The organism is Nocardioides sp. JCM 18998 (assembly GCF_055391535.1).
The window spans coordinates 1,371,548-1,385,970 of record NZ_AP043886.1 but is presented as its reverse complement, the minus strand read 5'-3'; the positions used below and the strand labels follow the sequence as shown (position 1 = coordinate 1,385,970).

Sequence of the window (14,423 nt, the reverse complement as noted above, 5' to 3'; positions counted from 1 at the left end):
GCGGGACGGGGTCAGCTCCACGACCACAGGTGGGTGCCGTGGACGCCGGTGATGTAGACGTAGCCGCCGTGGCGGGTGGCGTGGGCACCGTGCACGGCGTGGTGGCCGTTCCAGACCGCGGTGCCGCTGCGGCGGATGACACGGGTCGTGCCGAACAGGGGCACGGCGATGGTGGCCGTCGTGTGCGCCGGTACGGCGGCGCGCATGGTGAAGGCGGTGGGATGGGCCGGGCGTCCGGCGGTGCCCCACTTGACGCTGATGGCCCCGGCGGGTGTGGGGACGCGTCCTTGAGCCCAGCGCAGGCCGCCGGTCTGGGGCCGGACGGTGAACCTGGTGAATCCGGGCGTCTGGGGGGTGACGCCGAGGACGGCCGAGGAGAGTGCGGGCGCGGGTCCACTGCTCCAGGCGTGGGCGCCGGAGGTGGAGTAGGTGCCACCTTCACCGGTGGCCGTGAGCTGGCCGCCCATCTCGATGCGTTCCCAGGCGGTGGTGTGGGGATCTTGGCTCAGCATCCAGCCCCATTCCTTGCGCATGAGGCTCAAGGCTGCCTTGGTGTGGCCGGCGTGGAGGTCGGCGAGGAGGTTGAAGCCGCTCATGAAGGGGCTGGTGACCTGGTCATACCCGGTGGGGACGGGGCTGGCCACGTTATAGGCGCCGTAGGGGCTGACCAGCTTGGCGTCGAGACGCTTCATCACCTTGCCTGCTCGGGCCGGGCTGGCGATGCCGCTGAGGACTGCGAAGACGTTGGCGTCTTGGACGTAGTTGTTGCGCTGCGTGGTGCTGGCGTCATAGACGCCGGTCTTGGGGTTCCACAGGGCGGCGTTGACCGCGGAGCGAACCTTGGCGGCCTGGGCGGTGTAGTCCTGGGTGCAGGCGACCAAGGCGGCGATGCTGGGACAGCCGGCGTTGGCCGGTGCGTTGCTGCCGAGGACAGCCTGGATCTTCGCCGCGTCGGTCAGTGCCATGTAGTACAGCGCGTTGTCGTAGGTCAGCGCGCCACCGATCTGCTCCACGTTCCAGTCGGTGGCGTCGTTGGCGCCCAGTGCAGAGGGTGAGACGTTGAAGAGGCCCTTGGCGTCGACCTGCTGGGCGGCCCACGCGAGATCGCGGACGAGCGCCGGCCAGGTCCGGGCAAGGAAGGTCTTGTCGCCGGTGTAGAGGTAGTACTGGTAGACGTTCGAGACCAGGACCAGGGAGTAGGACGCGGACCAGCTCAGGCACAGGTCGGGTGTCTTGCTCGGGGAGCACACCCCGGGGAAGGGGCCGGGCTGCGTCATGGTGCCCACTGCTGGCATCAGCTGGCTGGCGCTGCTTGCCGGGTGGGTGGCGATCAGCGCCAGCGAATCCTTGAGGTAGGCCGGGTTGCCGGAGTAGAGGTTGGCCAGGCCGGCGATGCCCAGGTCGCCCGACCACACCGCTCGGTCACGCTTGGCTCCGTCGAGAATCAGATGGTCGGGGTTCGACTCACCGGGAAAGCCGCCGGTGACGCCGGGCGGGACCTGGTCGAGATTGAGGGTGTAGACGCTCTGATACCAGATCCGGTTCAACAGCGGGTCGCTGGAGACGAAGTGACCTCGCAGGGTCTTGGCCGTGCCGCGCTCGAACGTGGTCTTGATGCCGGCGGAGGCGATCTTCACAGTGCCCGGGGTGTCGAGGGTGATCAGCTCGTAGCGCTCTCCGCCGGCGATGTACTGGCTCCGCACCACACCGGAGGCGGAGGTGCCGAAGGTGTCGTATCGGTTGCCGTTGCCGCCTTGGAACAGGCCGGCGGAGGAGACATTCCCATCGCCGTTCTTGGTCAGGAGGCGCAGGGCCTCGGCGTAGGCCGAGCGCAGCGTCGGCGCGCCTGAGGAAGAGATGAGGTCGAAGAATGGCAGGCCGCCGGTCTCGCGGCCGTAGTCGACCACGATGGTGGGGGCGGCGGTGCCGCGCTTGTAGGTGAGGGTGGTCGGACGCCCACCGGGCTCGAGGAGTCCGTCGGGGTTGTCGACGGCGCCGGTGGCCTTCATGACCCGGACGGGACGGGAGATGTTCGACTTCGGTGCGAGGACGTAACGCTGCCAGCTCGAGTCGGCGGGCCACAGACGCTTGCTCGTGTCGGTGGCGGTGCTGCTGTGCGGGGCGGGCGCAGATGCGGCGACAGGGCCGCTGAGCGACACGACAGCCAGGCTGACCACGCTGGTCACGACGGCAGCCGTGGCCAGCGTGCGGGTGATGTTGCGGATCCTGCTGGCGTTGCGGTCGGTGCGGCGCCGAGCTGTCAGCCAGGTACGTGAGTCAGAGGTCGAGTGGGGGCGGAGCATGCCGCCTATGGTGCTGTGTGACGGCCGTCTCGTTTTGACTGATTGCGCCACGCCGTCGGGGTCATGGCCCACCACCGTTGACCGGCGCGGCTCAGGGTCGCCTGGTTGTCGAAGTCCAGCATCGCCGCGACATCGGCGAGGCTCAGGCTGAGGTCGGCGAGAAGAGTTCGAGCTCGATCCTGTCGCGCTTGGTCGATGATCTCGGCGATCGTCGTCCCCTCCTCGGCCAGTCGTCGCTGCAGGGTGCGGCGCGGCGTCTCGAGTGCCGCGACAACGGTGCCGACGCTCAGCGTGCCGGTCCCCATCAACGCTTCGATCGCGGAACGAGTGCGGTCACTCACGACGAGCCGCTGCGGTTCAGGGGTGCTGTCCAGGTAGGCCAACGCGGCGGCGCGCAGCGTGGGCTCAGCACCCGTGATCGGACGCCGGAGCAGCTCGGTCGGTACCCGCAGTGCAGTGACCGGACGACCGGTGCGTACGTCGACGCTGCCGAACACTCGCCGATAGCTGGCCTCCGGTGCCGGGGACCGGTACGAGATCTCGATCGAGCGAAGCCCATAGTCTCCATCAGCCAGGGCGGCCACGACGGTGTGCAGGTTCGCCAGCGCCTTGTCCGCGGCCTGAGGGTAGGCGACCGCGTCGAGGTGCCACACGTGGCGCAGGGCCACGACACCGCGGCGAGCGTACGGGTCGGGCTCCATGGACAGGGTGCTGCCCTGGTTGTGCAGGGCAAGGAACCGTCGCGCAACGGTGAACGCCTTGCCCATCGTCTCTGAGTGGCGGATAGCCAACGCCATCGAGCCCAAGCCGTGAAGCCCTTGAGACTGTGCCAGCCGCAGGCCGAGATCGGGACAGTGAAGCTCCGCAGCACTCCGCTCGAGCAGATCCGCGCACGCCTCCAACGGCACGAGTGAGTCGGGGGCCTCCAGCGCTGTCAGCGGAACCGAGGACGCGCCGAGAAGTCCGACGGGGTCGCCCCCGAGCGACGACACCAGGTCCGCGAAACCGCTGATCGACGCGGCACGTGTCAAAGGCACCGGATGATCGTGCCACGCTCGAAGTCGCGGCATCGGTCGGCGTCCGTCGCCCTCGAGCAAGAGACCCGCTACTGATCTGTAGCCGGTTTCCCGGACCTGCCCTGAGGCGCGTTGGAGATCGGTTCTCTGACGCCGAGCGAGGGTCGCCTCGATGATCTGGATTCTGGCGCATCGGGTCTGCGAGCAAGAGCAGCTTCGCGAGGTCTGACGTCTTCGATGCTCTCGACACGACAGCTTCGAGCGCGAGGATGTTCCCCTCGCTGCCCTCCGACGTCACTCAGCCGGCTGCATGCCCTCGTGTCAGCGTCGACGTCGTGAGCAGAGCGGCGACGGCCGCCGGGACGCAGGCGGTCATCACGAAGACCGCTGCCAGGGCGCGTGGGTGGACGATGCCGACGCCGATGGGCCCGAGTACCTGCTCGGCGTACCGGCTAGAGACGCCGTAGGCCCAGGTTCCGGCCGACGATCTGCTGCGGTGCGACGCGGCGGATCGCCGCGTGACGCTCGGCAGGAGTCCACCCAAGGCGAGGCCCATCAGGAAGCGGAGCACGCTCAGCTGGCAGACGTGGCGACGAGCGCAGAGGATGATCTTGTCGCGGCCCCAGCTGTCGGCGCGCCTGACGAGTCGTGGGAGCGGAGAGGATCGACCCCGACGCTGTGGCGGTGAAGCTGTCCTCCCGTCGCCAGGGCGGCGGTCGGAGCGGTTCGCGTCGGCCGGCGTCGTGCGCAACGCCTGAGCCTTACTGGTCTGACTCGCGCCGGGGCGATCGCCACTTCAGAGACCGGTCACAGAGCGCAGAGCTTGTCGCCGGTCTTCATCGCCTCGATGCTGCCCTTCAAGGCGGTGAGTCGCCGTTCGGCCTCGGTGACGAGCTGTTCGGCGACGCGATGCCAATCCTCGGGTTGGGGGTCGCTGGGCAGGTCGGTGAAGAGGTCCGCGATCTCGCGGACGGTGAAGCCGACCCGCTGTGCCAGTTTCGCCACCTTGATCCGGCAGGCGGCGGCGTCGTCGAAGCGGCGCTGGTTCCCAGCGGTCCGGATCCCGACGATGACGCCGTGGCGCTCGTAGAAGCGCACCGCTGACGGAGCGACGCCGCTCTCGTCGGCCACGTCACGTACGGTCCGCCAGCAGTCGGCGTCGGTGTCCAGCGCCATGCTCATAGCTCGAGCCTGGCACGACGACCCCTTGACTTCAACATATGTTGAACCTTCACCGTCGCAGGTATGACGACAAGCGACGACACCTCTCGGCCCCTGACGTACGCCGTCCTGATCGGCAGCGTCCGCAAACAGCGGTTGGGTCACCAGATCGCAGACTGGGTCGCGGCCCGTGCCGCGGTGAAGCATCAGGTGGATCTGATCGACCTGTCGGAGATCGAGCTGCCCGACGACTCGCTCCTCGAGCCCGGCGGGGGACCGTCCACGGCGCTCACCGACCGACTGGCGGCCGCCGACGCGTTCATCGCAGTGACCCCGGAGTACAACGCGAGCTTCCCCGCTCCGCTCAAGCGGGCCGTCGACTGGCACTACGCGTCCTGGCAGTTCAAGGCCGCCTTGATCGTGTCCTACGGGGTGCACGGCGGCTGGCGGGCGGAGGCGCAGTTGCGCACCGTGCTCGCCGAGCTGTCGGTGATCGCCACACGCCGATCGCTCGGCATCCGAGCACCGTGGGAATCGGCGACTCCGGAGGGCTTCGCGCCCGGGCCGGACCTCGACCGCGCGCTGGACGCTGGGCTGCGCGAGCTGGCCTGGTGGGCCGACACCCTGCGTAGCGCTCGACTCGAGCGTCCCTTTGCCGGCTGACATGGACGCACGCGCCCGACGGGTCGGGCTCGTCCTGGCTGTGGGCGGCCTGATGACGGTGGTGGACACCACGGTCATCCCGGTCGCCCTGCCGCAGATGACCACCGCGCTCCACGCCTCGCTCCCGACCCTCGGATGGGCCACGGCCGGTTACCTGCTCGCGGTGGTCACGGTCATCCCGTTCGCAGCCTGGACGAGCGCGCGCTTCGGTGACCGCCGGGTCTACCTCGCGGCCCTCGCGACCTTCACCTTCGCCTCGCTCGTGGCGGGGGCAGCCCCGAGCTCCTCGATGCTCCTGGTGGCTCGCATCGCCCAGGGCCTCGGGGGCGGCCTGCTCAACCCGATCGGAACCGCCATCGGCCTGCGCGTGGTCCCCACCGAGGCGCGGGGCGCCATGATGAGCGTCCTGGGAATACCCGTGCTCTTCGGCGCCGTCCTGGGGCCGCCCTTGTCCGGCGCCGTCCTGGCCCTCGCGTCGTGGCGCTGGATCTTCTGGATCAACGTGCCCGTCGGGCTCGTCGCCATCGTCCTCGCCATGGCCGTGCTGCCACCTCCCGCGACCGGCGCTCGCACACGGTTGGACTGGGCGGGCGCGGTCCTCCTTCCGTCGGGCGCCGCTTTGGTCGTCCTCGGATGCACCCTGGTCGGGAACGCCGGCGGCCTCTCGCAGGCTGCCCTGGGTGCCGTCGCCGGGGGTGGCCTCCTGCTCACTCTCTTCAGCGTGCACGCGCGCCGAGTACGAGATCCGATCGTGGATGTGGCGCTGTTGCGGCGCCCGAGGATGCTCGGCGGGATCCTGGTCGTGGCCCCGTTCGCCGCCGCGTACTTCGGATCGATGTCCATTCTCCCGGTCTTCGTCCAAGGTGTCCGCGGGGACTCCGCGCTCCTGGCCGGAACACTGGCGATACCCACCGCGGCGGCCGTCGGTCTCACGCTCCAGGTGGCGACACGGCTCACCGACCGCATGCCTCCTCACCGGATCGTCCTGTGCGGGACCTCACTCGGCACCCTGGGCCTCGGCCTGCTTCTGGTCACGACCTCCCACGACGCGCCCTACGGGCTCCTCGCCGTTGCGGGCGTCGTACTCGGCCTCGGCGCAGGAGCCACCCTGCAGCCCACCATCACGACCGCTCTCAGAGATCTCGAGGGAGCCGACACCGCCTCCGCAAGCTCGATCCTGAACCTGGTCGCCCAGGCATCGAGCGCGCTCGGCACCGCTGTCGTCACCGCCACGATCGCGCTCCTCCTGGCCCACCGGATCCCTGGGTCCGGAGGCCTCGACGACGTGTTGCGCCTCAGCCCGGAGAGCCGCATCAGCCAAGGCTCCGAGCTCGCATCGACGATCGGCCTCGCCTACGCCATCCCCATCGTCTTCGCAGCACTCGCCACCGTCGCCGCCGCCCTCTTCCTCCGCACGACGCGTCGCGCTCCGCCCGCGTAGCAGGCCCACCCGAGCGGCCGTAGGGCGCTGCGCCCATACGACGGGGGTTCGTACGAGGGAGTCGACCCTCGCCACGATTGACGTCCCGCGGAGCGGGTATCGAGGAACATGACGCAACATCCGCCACCGCCTCCGGATCCGGAGGACCAGGCTCGTCCGGACCCGACGCCGCGAGAGTCCCGCCCTGATCCGTTGCGCTCCTCGATGACGGCGCGCGCCTGGGTCTCGGTGATCGCCTTCGGCGTGCTGCTCGTCCTGCTGATCGTGTTCATCGCCCAGAACACGCGGCGCGTGACCGTCTCCTTCCTCGGCTGGAACGGCACCACGCCGCTCGCTGTCGCGCTCCTCATCGCTGCCGCGGCCGGACTGTTCCTCGCCGTGCTCGCCGGGTCGCTGCGGATCTGGCAGCTACGCCGTCGCGTACGCCGCGAGCATCGAGACCGGCGCACATCCGCCTCCTAGCTCCTCGCTCCCAGCCGTCGGCGTCGCCGCCGGACAGGAAGCAGCCAGGATCGGCGCCGCGGCCCGGGCCGCGATCGCCTACGGGCGCACGATCGCCCAGGTGTCGATGCTCGTCCACTCGCCCTTGAACCAATCGGCCTCGACGTTGCGCCCCTCGTGCCGGAAGCCGAGCCGGCGGAAGAGCCGGGCGGCCGGCTCGTTGCGAGCGTCGGTCACGGCGAGCACCCGGTGGGCGGCCTGTGCGCTGAAGAGCCCGTCGACCACCGCACCCAACGCCTCGGTGGCGTACCCCGTGCCCTGGGTGGCCGGCGCCATCGTGACGCCGAGCTCATAGCTGTCGGGTTGCGCGGCGAGCGCGTGGATGGCGACGTCGCCGACGAGCGTCCCGTCGCGGCGCACGGCGATCTGCAGCCACCGCCCCGACCGCGACTCGATCGAGGTCGGCTGCGCCGCGATGAGACGGTCGGCGTCGATGGTGGAGTAGTCCGGGTCCCAGCCCTGCCACCGCGCCACCTCGGGGATGCCTCGATACGCCGCGAAAGCATCGCGGTCCGCGTGCTCGAGCGGGGACAGCTCCAGTCGCTCGGTGGTGATGGGGAAGGTCAGCACGTTCGAACCCTAAGTCGCGGCTTCGTGCACCGCCCATCGTTGCCGCGATGATCAGGCTCGGCCGGGGCGGAGCGCGTCGAGGATGAGGTCGAGCATGGGCTGAGACCTGTCCTCGGGTCCGGCCGCCGAGCGCCACAGCGCTCCGGTGAACTGGAGGAAGTCCCGGGGGTCCGCGTCGGGGCGGATGCTGCCGTCGTCCTTGCCGGCGTCGAGAAGCGCGGTGATGGCTCCGATCACCGGGCCGTACGTCTGGGCGGCGACCTCCTGGTGGGCAGCGGTGCTGAGGGCATCTCCGAGCTCGTGCTTGCGCCCCATGGCGGCTACCAGGTCGGTGGTCCAGCGCCGCAGCGCGTCGAGGGGCGCGAGCTCGGCGAGGAGCCCGGAGACCGAGTCGACCAACCGGTCGATCTCGTCGCGGTAGACCGCCAGCACGAGCGACTCGCGGGTGGGGAAGTTGCGGTACAGCGTGCCGGCCCCGACGCCTGATCGCTGGGCGATCTGGTTCATCGACACCTCGCCGTTCTCGGCGAAGGCCAGCTCGGCAGTCTTCAGGATCCGTGCTCGGTTCTCCCGAGCGTCTGAGCGCACCACCACATGTCCTGTCATCCACTTGGCATCCGGAGAACTCTCCACTACGGTAAATGGAGAACTCTCCAGAAGAATAGGGAACGTCCATGGACTACATCAAGCTCGGCACCACCGGCCTCGACATCTCCCCGATCGCGATCGGCGCGATGACCTACGGCGAGCCCGACCGCGGTCACCCGGTCTGGTCGCTGGGTGAGGCGCAGGCCCTCCCGTTGATCAAGCACGCGCTCGACGTCGGCATCAACTTCTTCGACACCGCGAACATGTACTCGTACGGCTCCAGCGAGGAGATCCTCGGCAAGGCCCTGAAGCGGTACGCCGATCGCGACGACCTCGTGATCGCGACCAAGCTGCGCCACCCGATGCGCAGCGGCCCCAACGGCAAGGGCCTGTCCCGCAAGGCGATCATGACCGAGGTCGAGCACAGCCTGCGCCGCCTCGACACCGATTACATCGACCTCTACCAGATCCATCGCAACGACCCGGCCACTCCGATCGAGGAGACCCTCGAGGCGCTCCACGACCTGGTCAAGTCGGGCAAGGTCCGCTACCTCGGCGCCTCCTCGATGCATGCCTGGGAGTTCGCCAAGGCCCTCCACCTCCAGAGGGCCAACGGCTGGGCGCGCTTCGTGTCCATGCAGGATCACTACAACCTCCTCGCGCGGGAGGAGGAGCGGGAGATGATCCCGCTGTGCCTCGACGAGGGCGTCGGCACCGTGGTCTGGTCGCCGCTGGCACGGGGCCGCCTCGCGCGCGCGTTCGACCAGGCCAAGGCGACCGCGCGGGCGGAGACCGATGGCTGGTACGCCGACCTGCTCTACGGCCTGACGGCGCAGAGTGATCGGGCGATCGTGGACGCCGTCGGCACCATCGCCGAGGCTCACGGCGTCACCCGCGCCCAGGTCGCGCTGGCCTGGCTGCGCAGCAAGCCCGTCGTCTCGGCACCGCTGGTCGGCGCCAGCACGACCACGCAGATCGACGATGCCGTCGCCTCCCTCGGCCTCACGCTTAGCGAGGAGGAGATCCGTGCCCTCGAGCTGCCGTACACGCCGCGCCACGACCTCCAGGGCGTGTCCGACGACGACGAGCTGCGGGCCATCATGGACCGCATCCCCGGGTACGACACCCTGCGCTGAGGCGTCGAAGCGCGCGCCGTCCCGCCTCGCCCTCGCCACCTCGTCACGCCCCGCCTACGGTGGGGCCATGGCCATCAGACTCGAGAACGTCGGCATCGCGGTCCGCGACCTGGAGGAGACGATCGCGTTCTTCACCGATCTGGGGCTGAGCGTGGTCGGGCGCGCCGAGGTGAGTGGGGAGTGGGCGGAGACGGCGGTCGGTCTGGACGGCAACCACGCCAGGATCGCGATGCTCCAGACGCCAGACGGGCGAGGCCGCCTCGAGCTCTTCGAGTACCTCCACCCCGACGCGATCGAGACCGAGCCGACGCTCCCGAACGAGATCGGGATGCACCGGGTCGCCTTCCAGGTCGACGATATCGACGAAGCCCTCGCGATCGCCGCGCGGCACGGCTGTCACCCCTTGCGCGGTGTCGCGACGTACGAGGACGTCTACAAGCTCACCTACCTGCGCGGGCCCAGTGGCATCGTCGTGATGCTCGCCGAGGAGCTCGCCCGCGGTTGACCCTGGTGCGGCACCCATACGTGGGGTGATGATCGAGCCATGCGACGGGTGACGTACTCGATGGGGGCCTCGCTGGACGGCTTCACGATGGATCGCGACGGGCGCTTCGACTGGTCCGCGCCCGACGAGGAGGTCTTCCGGTTCGCGACCGACCAGATCCGTGAGGCCGGTGCGCACCTGCTCGGGCGGCGGCTCTACGAGACGATGCTCTTCTGGGAGACCGCCGAGGAGCATCCGGGGATCAGCGAGGCGGAGGTCGAGTTCGCACGTCTGTGGCGCGCCCTGCCGAAGGTCGTCCTCTCACGCACCCTCGCCACGGTCGAGGGGAGCAACACCCGGCTGGCGACGGGCACCCTCGCCGAGGAGATCGCCGCGCTGCGGGCGGGGGGCGGGGTCGGCGACATCGCCATCGGCGGTCCGGCGCTGGCCCACCAGGCCGCGGAGCAGGGGCTCATCGACGAGTACGCACCACGCGTCCACCCGGTCCTGATCGGCGGCGGCACGCCCTTCTTCGCGCCGGGCGGGCCGAAGGTCGACCTCGAGCTGGTCGAGACCCGTGCCTTCGCCTCCGGTGTCGTCCTCCTGCGCCACCGCATCCGTCGCTGATCGGCCGGGCGGTTCAGCGCCCGGCGAAGAGGTCGGCGAGGGCGGCGTCGGAGGCGCGCAGGGCATCGCGGTCGTACGTCGATCCCGACGCCAGCAGCTCGTCGGCGCCGGTGCGCTCCAGCAGCTCCTCGATCCGTGCCGCCACGCTCGCCGGCGTGCCGGTGATGGTGCGCTCCTGACTCGCCGCGACCCGCTCCGCGAGGCGCGGCGTCGTCAGCTGCGACCTGATCGCGGCGATCGACTCCAGCGCGCCGAACGACCCGGTCTGGCGCGACCTGGCCATCGCCCACGCCTCCGGCAGCGCCAGCTCGCGCGCGTCGGCGTCGGTGTCGGCGATGAGTACGTCGGCCGACACGATGACGCTCGGAGCGCCGTCGCCGCGGAAGCCCGCGCGATAGGCGCGCAGCAGGTCGTCGAGCTCCGGCCCGTCGAGGACCGGGCCGCCGATCACCACCGGCAGGGCCAGCGACGCGGCCACCTCGACGCCGCGGCCGGTGGCGAGGACGTACATCGGGATCGTCGCGGGGACCACCGGATGGGCGGTGACGGGCGCCGTACGGTCCAGGTAGCCCGCCAGCTCCCGGAGGTCGGCGGCGAACGTGTCCGGTCGCGCGGCGTCCGAGCGGAGCGCCTCGCGTACGGGAGCGGTGAAGCCCAGCGAGCGCCCGAGGCCCAGGTCGACGCGTCCGGGGTACAGCGCCTCGAGCATGAGGAACTGCTCGGCGATGATCAGCGGCTGGTGGTTGGGCAGCATCACGCCGCCCGATCCCAGCCGGATCGTGGAGGTGGCGGCGCCGGCCGCGGCGAGCAGGACGGCCGGGGCACCCGACGCGATGCCCGGCACCGCGTGGTGCTCCGCCGCCCAGAAGCGGTGATAGCCGAAGCGCTCCGCGTCCCGTGCCCGCTCCACCGAGTGCCGCAGCGCATCGCCCTCGGGAGCACCTGCGCGGGTGCGCGAGCGGTCGAGCAGGGAGAGTCGGGCCACGCACAGATCAACGTCCGCAGGATCGATGTGTTCCCGGAATACCCCTAGGGGGTACCTTGTTAGGACGGTGAACAGGAAGGAGCGGTCATGGCGCACAGCTACATCGCGAACAGGACCAAGGACGACTACCTCAAGCGGCTGCGCCGCATCGAGGGGCAGGCGCGCGGGCTGCAGCGGATGGTCGAGGAGGAGCAGTACTGCATCGACATCCTCACCCAGGTCTCCGCGATGACGAAGGCCCTGGAATCGGTCGCCCTCGGCCTGCTCGACGAGCACATCGCGCACTGCGTCGTGAACGCCGTCCACGAGGGCGGTGAGGAGGCCGAGCTCAAGCTCAAGGAGGCCTCCGAGGCGATCGCCCGCCTGGTCCGCTCCTGACAGCCGCCGAAAGGACTCCGACGATGAGCACTCCCGCGTTCAGCCAGACCTTCACCGTCACCGGCATGACCTGCGATCACTGCGTCGCCTCCGTCACCGAGGAGGTACAGGAGATCGACGGCGTCCAGGGCGTCGCGGTCGACCTGGCCACCGGTGACGTCACCGTCACCAGCGCCGCGCTCCTCGACGAGACCGCCGTGAAGGCCGCCGTCGAGGAGGCCGGCTACCGGCTCGCATGAGCGCCCCCACCGACACCACCACCGACACGGGCGCCGACACGGGCGCGGTCGAGGTCGAGCTGCTGCTGACCGGGATGACCTGCGCGTCGTGCGCGAACCGGATCGAGCGCAAGCTCAACAAGGTCGAGGGCGTCACCGCGACCGTCAACTACGCCACCGAGAAGGCGCGAGTGACGTACGCCGGATCGGTCACGTCCGACGACCTCATCGCGACGGTCGAGCAGGCGGGGTACGGCGCCACGCTGCCCGCCGCCGTCGAGGCGGCTGTCGATGCGGGGACCACGCCCGACGCGCCGGCCGCGCCCGCGGACCCGGAGCTCGCCGCGCTCCGTACCCGCCTCGTCGTCTCCGCCGTGCTGTCGGCTCCCGTCATCGTGCTCGCGATGGTGCCGGCCTGGCAGTTCACCAACTGGCAGTGGCTCTCGCTGACCCTGGCCGCGCCGGTCGTGGTGTGGGGCGCGCTGCCGTTCCACCGCGCGACCTGGACCAACCTCAGGCACGGGGCCGCGACGATGGACACGCTCGTCTCGCTCGGCACCGGGGCGGCGTTCGCCTGGTCGGTCTACGCCCTCTTCTGGGGTGATGCGGGCATGCCCGGCATGCGGCACGGCTTCTCGCTCACCCTCGAGCGCACCCACGGCGCCTCCGACATCTACCTCGAGGCCGCCGCCGGCGTCACCACCTTCATCCTGCTCGGCCGCTACCTCGAGCACCGCTCCAAGCGGAGCGCCGGTGCCGCGCTGCGCGCCCTGCTCGACCTCGGAGCCCACGACGTCGCGATCCTGCGTGACGGCCAGGAGCACCGCATCCCGATCGCCGAGCTGGCGGTGGGGGACCGCTTCGTCGTGCGTCCCGGCGAGAAGATCGCCACCGACGGCATGGTCGAGGAGGGCCGCTCGGCCGTCGACGCCTCGATGCTCACCGGCGAGTCCGTCCCGGTCGACGTCGACTCCGGGGATGCCGTCGTCGGGGCCACCGTCAACACCGCCGGTCGTCTGGTCGTACGGGCCACCCGGGTCGGCGCCGACACCCAGCTCGCCCAGATGGCGAGGCTGGTCGAGGACGCCCAGACCGGCAAGGCCGCCGCGCAGCGGTTGGCCGACCGGATCTCGGGGGTCTTCGTCCCGGTCGTGATCGCGATCGCGCTCGCCACGTTCGTCGCGTGGCTCGCGTCCGGCGCGGGCGCGGCCGCCGCGCTGACGGCGATGGTGGCGGTGCTGATCATCGCCTGCCCGTGCGCCCTCGGCCTGGCCACGCCGACCGCGCTGATGGTCGGCACCGGTCGCGGCGCCCAGCTGGGGATCCTGATCAAGGGGCCCGAGGTGCTCGAGCAGACCCGCCGGGCCGACACGGTCGTGCTCGACAAGACCGGCACCGTCACCACCGGCGAGATGACGCTGAGCGAGGCGGTGGCGGCGGATGGCGAGGACGCCGGGGAGGTGCTCCGCCTCGCCGGCGCTCTGGAGGGCGCCTCCGAGCACCCGATCGCGCGCGCGATCGCCGACGCGGCGAGCGAGGCCGGCCCACCGGCCGTGGTCGAGGACTTCGCGAGCATCGCCGGGCTCGGCGTGCAGGGCGTGGTCGAGGGCCACGCCGTCCTCGTCGGCCGGCCTGCCCTTCTCGCGGAATGGGCGCAGCACCTCCCCTCGGAGCTCGGTGCCGCCCTCGACGCCGCCCAGGACCGTGGTCAGACCGCCGTCGCGGTCGGCTGGGACGGACGGGCGCGCGGCGTCCTGGTGGTCGAGGACCGGGTCAAGGAGACCTCGGCGCAGGCCATCGCGGAGCTGCGCGCGCTCGGGCTCACGCCGATCCTGCTCACCGGCGACAACGAGCGCGTCGCCCGTACGGTCGCCACCCAGGTCGGGATCGACGAGGCCGACGTCGTGGCCGAGGTCCTCCCGGCCGACAAGGTCGAGGTCGTCGAGCGGCTCCAGGCCGAGGGCCGGGTGGTGGCGATGGTCGGCGACGGCGTCAACGACGCCGCCGCGCTCGCCCGGGCCGATCTCGGCCTGGCGATGGGCACCGGCGCCGACGTCGCGATCGAGGCCAGCGACATCACCCTGGTCCGGGGCGACCTGCGGGTCGCCGCCGACGCCATCCGGCTCTCGCGGCGCACCCTCGGCGTCATCCGGAGCAACCTGATCTGGGCCTTCGGCTACAACGTCGTGGCGATCCCCATCGCGGCGGCGGGCCTGCTCGACCCGATGCTGGCTGGCGCGGCGATGGCGTTCTCATCCGTCTCGGTCGTGACCAACAGCCTGCGGCTCCGACGCTTCCGCTGAGCGGCCGGGAATAAGCGGATGTTCTGTCCACTTATTCCCGGGGCTGCTC

At 70.6% G+C, this 14,423-nt stretch carries 15 protein-coding genes; 9 read left to right on the top strand and 6 right to left on the bottom strand.

Translation table 11 applies throughout. The features are described 5' to 3' along the window. Nucleotides 1–11: 11 nt before the first annotated feature. From ACZ5L9_RS06615 to ACZ5L9_RS06605, 3 genes are all read right to left on the bottom strand, one after another. The gene (locus tag ACZ5L9_RS06615) at nucleotides 12–2,303 is read right to left on the bottom strand and encodes an alpha-L-rhamnosidase C-terminal domain-containing protein (protein WP_464535307.1); all 2,292 of its coding nucleotides are present in this window, start codon (nucleotides 2,301–2,303) and stop codon (nucleotides 12–14) included. Between the two features lie 5 nt (nucleotides 2,304–2,308). After that, the gene (locus ACZ5L9_RS06610) at nucleotides 2,309–3,340 is read right to left on the bottom strand and encodes an AraC family transcriptional regulator (protein WP_464535305.1); all 1,032 of its coding nucleotides are present in this window, start codon (nucleotides 3,338–3,340) and stop codon (nucleotides 2,309–2,311) included. Nucleotides 3,341–4,126: 786 nt separating this feature from the next. Further along, complete coding sequence (locus ACZ5L9_RS06605; protein ID WP_464535303.1) at nucleotides 4,127–4,501, bottom strand: MerR family transcriptional regulator; 375 nt, start codon at nucleotides 4,499–4,501, stop codon at nucleotides 4,127–4,129. 63 nt (nucleotides 4,502–4,564) lie between these two features. Here ACZ5L9_RS06605 and ACZ5L9_RS06600 point away from each other — a divergent pair, with 63 nt between their 5' ends. The 3 genes from ACZ5L9_RS06600 to ACZ5L9_RS06590 all read left to right on the top strand — a co-directional run bounded on the left by ACZ5L9_RS06600 (nucleotide 4,565) and on the right by ACZ5L9_RS06590 (nucleotide 7,046). Next, nucleotides 4,565–5,143, top strand: a complete 579-nt coding sequence (locus ACZ5L9_RS06600; RefSeq protein WP_464535301.1) for an NADPH-dependent FMN reductase — start codon at nucleotides 4,565–4,567, stop codon at nucleotides 5,141–5,143. Between the two features lies 1 nt (nucleotide 5,144). Next, entirely contained in the window at nucleotides 5,145–6,584 is a 1,440-nt protein-coding gene (locus ACZ5L9_RS06595; RefSeq protein WP_464535299.1) for a DHA2 family efflux MFS transporter permease subunit, read from the top strand. A 204-nt stretch (nucleotides 6,585–6,788) separates the two neighbouring features. Continuing rightward, nucleotides 6,789–7,046 (top strand): lipopolysaccharide assembly protein LapA domain-containing protein, encoded by a 258-nt coding sequence (locus tag ACZ5L9_RS06590; RefSeq protein WP_464535297.1) that lies wholly within the window; start codon nucleotides 6,789–6,791, stop codon nucleotides 7,044–7,046. Nucleotides 7,047–7,124: 78 nt separating this feature from the next. On the opposite strand, the gene ACZ5L9_RS06585 is transcribed toward ACZ5L9_RS06590, so the two are convergent. After that, complete coding sequence (locus ACZ5L9_RS06585) at nucleotides 7,125–7,655, bottom strand: GNAT family N-acetyltransferase (RefSeq protein WP_464535294.1); 531 nt, start codon at nucleotides 7,653–7,655, stop codon at nucleotides 7,125–7,127. A gap of 51 nt (nucleotides 7,656–7,706) precedes the next feature. After that, nucleotides 7,707–8,243, bottom strand: a complete 537-nt coding sequence (locus tag ACZ5L9_RS06580) for a TetR/AcrR family transcriptional regulator (protein ID WP_464535292.1) — start codon at nucleotides 8,241–8,243, stop codon at nucleotides 7,707–7,709. An 86-nt stretch (nucleotides 8,244–8,329) separates the two neighbouring features. Between ACZ5L9_RS06580 and ACZ5L9_RS06575 the strand changes: the two genes are divergently transcribed. From ACZ5L9_RS06575 to ACZ5L9_RS06565, 3 genes are all read left to right on the top strand, one after another. Continuing rightward, nucleotides 8,330–9,379, top strand: a complete 1,050-nt coding sequence (locus tag ACZ5L9_RS06575; protein WP_464535289.1) for an aldo/keto reductase — start codon at nucleotides 8,330–8,332, stop codon at nucleotides 9,377–9,379. Between the two features lie 67 nt (nucleotides 9,380–9,446). Beyond that, entirely contained in the window at nucleotides 9,447–9,884 is a 438-nt protein-coding gene (locus tag ACZ5L9_RS06570; RefSeq protein ID WP_464535287.1) for a VOC family protein, read from the top strand. 39 nt (nucleotides 9,885–9,923) lie between these two features. Further along, nucleotides 9,924–10,490, top strand: a complete 567-nt coding sequence (locus ACZ5L9_RS06565) for a dihydrofolate reductase family protein (RefSeq protein WP_464535284.1) — start codon at nucleotides 9,924–9,926, stop codon at nucleotides 10,488–10,490. 13 nt (nucleotides 10,491–10,503) lie between these two features. On the opposite strand, the gene ACZ5L9_RS06560 is transcribed toward ACZ5L9_RS06565, so the two are convergent. Then, complete coding sequence (locus tag ACZ5L9_RS06560) at nucleotides 10,504–11,475, bottom strand: MsnO8 family LLM class oxidoreductase (protein WP_464535281.1); 972 nt, start codon at nucleotides 11,473–11,475, stop codon at nucleotides 10,504–10,506. An 87-nt stretch (nucleotides 11,476–11,562) separates the two neighbouring features. Here ACZ5L9_RS06560 and ACZ5L9_RS06555 point away from each other — a divergent pair, with 87 nt between their 5' ends. Genes ACZ5L9_RS06555 through ACZ5L9_RS06545 form a run of 3 tightly spaced genes read left to right on the top strand, consistent with a single transcriptional unit; the run spans nucleotide 11,563 to nucleotide 14,374 of the window. Next, entirely contained in the window at nucleotides 11,563–11,853 is a 291-nt protein-coding gene (locus tag ACZ5L9_RS06555) for a metal-sensitive transcriptional regulator (RefSeq protein WP_464535279.1), read from the top strand. A 23-nt stretch (nucleotides 11,854–11,876) separates the two neighbouring features. Further along, on the top strand, nucleotides 11,877–12,092 hold the full coding sequence (locus ACZ5L9_RS06550; RefSeq protein ID WP_464535277.1) for a heavy-metal-associated domain-containing protein: 216 nt from the start codon (nucleotides 11,877–11,879) through the stop codon (nucleotides 12,090–12,092). Next, nucleotides 12,089–14,374 (top strand): heavy metal translocating P-type ATPase, encoded by a 2,286-nt coding sequence (locus ACZ5L9_RS06545; RefSeq protein WP_464535274.1) that lies wholly within the window; start codon nucleotides 12,089–12,091, stop codon nucleotides 14,372–14,374. The genes ACZ5L9_RS06550 and ACZ5L9_RS06545 overlap by 4 nt, the downstream gene beginning before the upstream one ends. Nucleotides 14,375–14,423 lie beyond the last annotated feature (49 nt).